The following is a 6,258-nucleotide window of genomic DNA, read 5'->3' on the forward strand; positions in this document are numbered from 1 at the left end:
GCCCGGCGCAGCTCGCCACCGCCACGTGCACCCCGCGTGTGGTGGCGATCCGGCGCGCCCGCTCGTCCTGGACCGCCGCGTCCCGGGCCAGGTCGACCATCGACGCCACGTACACGTCGACGCCGGGCGTGATCGTCCGCGCCGCCTGCTCCGGCACGCCGGTGTCCTTGCAGATCGCCAGGCCGAGCCGCCAACCGTCGACGTCGAGCACCGCCGGGGCCTCGCCGGGGGAGAAGCGGCCGGGCTCCGCGCCACCGAGGAACATCTTCCGGTACGCCACCCGCGCTCCGGCGCCGTCCACGGCGAGCGTCGCGATGTGGGCGCCGCGCACCGGTGCGCCGGCCAGCGCGAGCCTGCCGGAGTCGGCGCACGCCGCCACCAGCGCCGCCCACCGCGGAGCGTCCTCGGCGACCACGGGCGCGTCCAGCTCGTACGCGGTCAGAGACAGCTCGGGGAACACCACCACCCGGGCGCCGGCCGCCCGGACCGCGGCGGCGTGGTGGGCCGCGTTCGCGGCGACGTCGTACGCCCGGCACGGTGGCTGGGCGACGGCGATCCGCAACGACGTACGCACCGTCGGCTCCTCTCCCCGCGACGACCCGCAGCATAGGCGGTGGGCCTCGTGGCGGGCTCTCAGGAACGGTTCGTAGCGTGTAGCCCATGTCTCGCACCGCGCACGTCCTGCTCGCCGCCGGCACCACCACGGGGGAGGCCGCTCCGCCGCAGGACGGCCTGGTCGGCTACGTCACCGATCTGGTCGAGCGGCTCGGCGGACCCGGCGCGGGCCTGGCCGTCGCCCTGGAGAACCTCTTCCCCCCGATCCCCAGCGAGGTGATCCTTCCGCTCGCTGGCTTCGTCGCCGGCCAGGGCCGGATGAGCGTGGTGAGCGCGATCTTCTGGACCACGCTCGGATCGCTGGTCGGCGCCCTCGCCCTGTACTGGATCGGCGCGGCGCTGGGCCGGGAGCGGGTGCGGGCGATCGTCGAGCGGCTGCCGCTGGTGAAGCTCACCGACGTCGACCGCACGGAGGAGTGGTTCCTGCGGCACGGCACCAAGGCGGTGTTCTTCGGGCGGATGATCCCGATCTTCCGGAGTCTCATCTCCATCCCCGCCGGGGTGGAGCGGATGCCGGTGCGGACGTTCGTCGTCTACACCACGTTGGGCAGCCTGATCTGGAACAGCACGTTCGTGATGGCCGGGTACCTGCTCGGGGACAACTGGCACCTCGTCGAGGGGTACGTGGGCGTGCTCCAGAACGTCGTCATCCTCGCGGTCGTGGCGGCTGTCGGCTGGTTCGTGGTGTCCCGGATCATCCGGACCCGCCGCGCGGCCGCCGTCCCCGTGGAACCGGAGACGCCACCCGTCGGGCCGCACGGCGTGCCCGACCCCGCCGGCCGCGGCACGCTCTACCGCAGTGCCTGGTCCGACGCGCCCTCGTCGCGTGACCGCGACGGCGTCCGCTGACGGCGGTCGGGCGTGGTGTCCGTCACGTGGGGGTGGGGAAGGCGGAGTCGGGGTAGCGTGTTGAGTCGGGTGTCGGTGTGTCCAGTGTCCCCGGGCCTCACCTAAATCGCCGTCGCGGAATACCGTTCGGCTGGAGCCGCGCCGTGCCACTCGCCGAGAGGCGACCTGCACACCGACACCTCGTGCCGCCCCGGTGCCCGTCAGGGCCCCGGGGCGGCACTGTCTCCGTACTTTTGACTCGCGGACTCCGGGCGGCTGCCCTATGTTCGAGGGGTCGGCGTTCGGGGCCGGGGGGAGGTGGCGCGATGGGTCTGCGGACCTTCATCGAGGGCTGGCCGGTCTACCGGCAGCTCACCGGCGCCGACCCGTTGGGCCGGGGTGCTGCCGCGCAGTCGGCCCGCTCGGCCGACCTCACCGCCCGCACGGAGACCGCCGACGGCGTCGCGCGTTCGGTGTGCCCGTACTGCGCGGTGGGCTGCGGACAGCGGGTGTTCCACTCCGGCGGACGGGTCACCCAGATCGAGGGCGACCCGGACAGCCCGATCTCGCGGGGACGCCTCTGCCCGAAGGGTTCGGCCAGCAGGAGCCTCGTCACCAGCCCGCTGCGGGAGACGACGGTGCGCTACCGCCGGCCGTACGCGACCGAGTGGGAGGACCTGGACCTCGACGTCGCCCTGGACATGATCGCCGACCGGATCCTCGCGGCGCGCGAGGAGACCTGGGAGGACGTGGACGGCGACGGCCGGCCGCTCAACCGGACGCTGGGCATCTCCAGCCTGGGTGGGGCGACGCTGGACAACGAGGAGAACTACCTCATCAAGAAGCTGTTCACGGCGATGGGGGCCCTCCAGATCGAGAACCAGGCCCGCATTTGACACTCCGCCACCGTCCCCGGTCTGGGGGCCAGCTTCGGTCGCGGTGGTGCGACGGACTTCCAGCAGGACGTCGCCAACGCTGACGTCATCGTCATCCAGGGCTCGAACATGGCCGAGGCCCACCCGGTGGGCTTCCAGTGGGTGATGGAGGCCAAGCGGCGCGGCGCCCGGGTCTTCCACGTCGACCCGCGGTTCACGCGGACCAGCGCCGTCGCGGACACCTACCTGCCGATCCGCGCCGGGTCGGACATCGCGCTGCTCGGCGGCGTCGTCAACTACATCCTGACCAACGAGCTGGACTTCCGGGAGTACGTGCTCGCGTACACGAACGCGGCGACGATCGTCAGCGAGCGGTTCGGTGACACGGAGGACGGCGACGGCTTCTTCTCCGGGTTCGATCCGGAGACCGGCAGCTACGTGCAGGACAGCTGGCAGTACGCGGGCCACGAGACCGACTCGGGCAGCGGACACACCGGCAAGGAGCGCGACAGCGCGGCCGGTCTCCAGCACGAGTCGCACGGCGCCCCGGTCGGCGGCGCGACGCAGCGCGACGAGACGCTGCAGCACCCGCGCTGCGTCTACCAGATCCTCAAGCGGCACTTCGCCCGGTACACCCCGGAGATGGTGGAGCGCGTCTGCGGCATCCCGCAGGAGAGGTTCCTGGAGCTGGCCCGGGCGTGGACGGAGAACTCGGGCCGGGAGCGCACGGGCTGCCTGATCTACTCGGTGGGCTGGACGCAGCACAGCGTGGGAGTGCAGTACATCCGCACGGGCGCGATCATCCAGCTGCTGCTCGGCAACATGGGCCGGCCGGGCGGGGGGATCCTCGCCCTGCGCGGGCACGCCTCCATCCAGGGGTCGACGGACATCCCGACGCTGTACAACCTGCTGCCCGGCTACCTGCCGATGCCGCACCACGCCGACCACCCGACGTTCGACGCGTGGGTGGACAGCATCCGGCACCCCGGCCAGAAGGGCTTCTGGGGCAACGCCCGGGCGTACGCGGCGAGCCTGCTGAAGGCGTACTGGGGTGACGCGGCGACGCCGGAGAACGACTTCTGCTACGGCTACCTGCCGCGGATGACCGGTGACCACGGCACCTACCAGCAGGTGCTGAACATGATCGACGGCAAGGTGAAGGGCTACTTTCTGCTCGGGCAGAACCCGGCGGTCGGCTCGGCGCACGGCCGGGCGCAGCGCCTGGGCATGGCCAACCTCGACTGGCTGGTGGTCCGCGACCTGTTCATGATCGAGAGTGCCACGTTCTGGCAGAACGGGCCGGAGGTGGCCACCGGCGAGATCGTGCCGCAGGAGTGCCGCACGGAGGTGTTCTTCCTGCCGGCGGCGTCGCACGTGGAGAAGGAGGGCACCTTCACCCAGACGCAGCGCCTGGTGCAGTGGCGGGAGAAGGCGGTCGAGCCGCCCGGCGACGCCCGTTCCGAGCTGTGGTTCTTCTACCACCTGGGGCGCAAGCTGCGGGAGAGGCTGGCCGGCTCGACCAACCCCCGCGACCGGGCGCTGCTGGACCTGGCCTGGGACTACCCCACGCACGGTCCGCACGCGGAGCCGAGCGCCGAGGCGGTCCTGCGCGAGATCAACGGGTACGAGGTGGCGACCGGCCGCCCGCTGTCGTCCTTCGCCGAGGCCCGCGACGACGGGTCCACGGCCGTCGGCTGCTGGATCTACGCCGGGGTGTACGCCGACGGCGTCAACCAGGCCGCCCGCCGCAAAAGCCGCCACGAGCAGGACTGGGTGGCCGCGGAGTGGGGGTGGGCGTGGCCGGCGAACCGGCGCACCCTCTACAACCGGGCCTCCGCCGATCCGAAGGGCCGCCCGTGGAGCGAGCGCAAGCGCTACGTGTGGTGGGACCCGGAGGCCGGCGAGTGGACCGGGTACGACGTGCCGGACTTCGAGAAGACGAAGCCGCCAACGTACCGCCCGCCGGAGGGCGCCGCCGGTCCGGAGGGCATCGCCGGTGACGACGCGTTCGTCATGCAGGGCGACGGAAAGGGCTGGCTGTACGCGCCCAGCGGCGTGCTCGACGGGCCGCTGCCGACGCACTACGAGCCGGCCGAGTCTCCGGTGCGCAACCCGCTGTACCGGCAGCAGGCCAACCCGACCCGCAAAGTGTACGCGCACCCGGCGAACTCGGTGAACCCGAGCCCACCGCAGGAGCACAGTCAGGTGTTCCCGTACGTGTTCACGGTCAGCCGGCTCACCGAGCACCACACGGCCGGCGCGATGAGCCGCAACGTGCGCCCCCTGGCGGAGTTGCAGCCGGAGATGTTCGTCGAGGTGTCCCCGGAGCTGGCCGCCGAGGTCGGCCTGGACCACCTGGGCTGGGCGCACCTGGTCAGCGGTCGGGCCGTCATCGAGGCGAAGGTGCTGGTCACCGACCGGCTCAGCCCGCTGCGGGTGGACGGCCGCGTGATCCACCAGGTGTGGCTGCCGTACCACTTCGGGTTCCAGGGCCTGGTCACCGGCGACTCGGCCAACGACCTGTTCGGGATCACCCTGGACCCGAACGTGCTCATCCAGGAGAGCAAGGTCGGCACCTGTGACGTGCGGCCGGGTCGCCGCCCGACCGGGCCGGCGCTGCTCGACCTGGTCGCCGACTACCAACGGCAGGCCGGTATCGTCGCGGGCCGGCCGGCCCCGACGCTCACGCCCGGCGCGTTCACCGCCGGCAGCGCCACCGACGGCAGCGCGGACGGCGACGGCGGCGACCGGGAGGAGGACCGCGATGCTTCCTGACCCGAACAGCCTGTACGGGCCGCTGGACCCGGCGCCGGACGCCGGCTGGACCTCCGCGCCGCCCCGGATGGGCTTCTTCACCGACACCAGCGTCTGCATCGGCTGCAAGGCGTGCGAGGTGGCCTGCAAGGAGTGGAACGACGTCCCCGGCTCCGGGCTGGACCTGCTCGGCATGTCGTACGACAACACCGGCGCGTTGACCGCGAACTCGTGGCGGCACGTGGCGTTCATCGAGCAACCGCTCCCGGCGCGGCACCGCGCGCCGCCGTTCGCCGGCACCCCGACGGGTGGCTCGGTGAGCGCGTCGTCGGCGGCGGTGGCCGCCGGCACCGGCAACCCGAGCGGCACCGACCCGGGCGTGCCGCCCGGCTCCTCCGACGCGGCGGCGCGGATGGCCGCCGGCAGCACCGACGCGACCGCGAACGGGGCGGCGGGCCCGGAGTTCCTCGGCATGCCCGCATCGACGCCACCGGGCCGGGGGACCGGCGCCGAGTCCCGCACCGACTTCCGGTGGCTGATGATGTCCGACGTGTGCAAGCACTGCACGCACGCGGCCTGCCTGGACGTGTGCCCGACCGGGTCGCTGTTCCGCACCGAGTTCGGCACGGTGGTGGTGCAGGAGGACATCTGCAACGGGTGCGGCTACTGCGTTTCCGCCTGCCCGTACGGGGTGATCGACCAGCGCAAGGGCGACGGCCGAGCGTGGAAGTGCACCCTGTGCTACGACCGGATCGGCGCGGGGAACACACCGGCCTGCGCGCAGGCGTGCCCCACCGAGTCCATCCAGTACGGCCCGCTGGACGAACTGCGGGACCGCGCGGCGCAGCGGGTCGCCACCCTGCACGAGCGGGGCGTCACCGAGGCCCGCCTGTACGGGCACGACCCGACCGACGGGGTGGGTGGCGACGGCGCGTTCTTCCTGCTGCTCGACGAGCCCGAGGTGTACGGGTTGCCGCCCGACCCGGTGGTGACGACCCGGGACCTGCCGGCGATGTGGAAGCGGGCCGGCCTGGCCGCCCTGGCGATGACGGCGGCCGCCGTCGCCGCGTTCGTCGGAGGTTCCTCGTGATCCCGGAGCGCCCGGTCGGTGACCGGTTCCGCCGCTACCGCGACGGCCTCGACGCCACCGACGCGTCCGGTGCCGCAGGACGGGCAGCACCGTGTG

4 protein-coding genes are annotated in these 6,258 nt (G+C 72.8%); 3 read left to right on the forward strand and 1 reads right to left on the reverse strand.

Annotated features, from left to right (window positions below; translation table 11 throughout):
• Positions 1-574 (reverse strand): nitrilase-related carbon-nitrogen hydrolase (locus tag AB0I76_RS19970; protein ID WP_357037404.1); only part of this gene is annotated, 574 nt, incomplete at its 3' end.
• A gap of 86 nt (positions 575-660) precedes the next feature.
• On the opposite strand from AB0I76_RS19970, the gene AB0I76_RS19975 reads away from it, so the two are divergent.
• From AB0I76_RS19975 to AB0I76_RS19985, 3 genes are all read left to right on the forward strand, one after another.
• Positions 661-1,464 (forward strand): DedA family protein, encoded by an 804-nt coding sequence (locus AB0I76_RS19975; protein ID WP_357037408.1) that lies wholly within the window; start codon positions 661-663, stop codon positions 1,462-1,464.
• A gap of 305 nt (positions 1,465-1,769) precedes the next feature.
• Positions 1,770-5,093 carry a formate dehydrogenase gene (gene fdh / locus AB0I76_RS19980; protein WP_357037411.1) on the forward strand — a complete coding sequence of 1,108 codons (3,324 nt, stop codon included), beginning with the start codon at positions 1,770-1,772 and terminating at the stop codon, positions 5,091-5,093.
• A complete protein-coding gene (locus AB0I76_RS19985; protein ID WP_357037413.1) occupies positions 5,083-6,162 on the forward strand; it encodes a 4Fe-4S dicluster domain-containing protein in 1,080 nt (359 codons plus the stop codon). Before fdh ends, AB0I76_RS19985 begins: the two co-directional genes overlap by 11 nt.
• Positions 6,163-6,258 lie beyond the last annotated feature (96 nt).

The sequence above is a fragment of the Micromonospora sp. NPDC049799 genome (assembly GCF_040656655.1).
Classification (GTDB): Bacteria; Actinomycetota; Actinomycetes; order Mycobacteriales; family Micromonosporaceae; genus Micromonospora.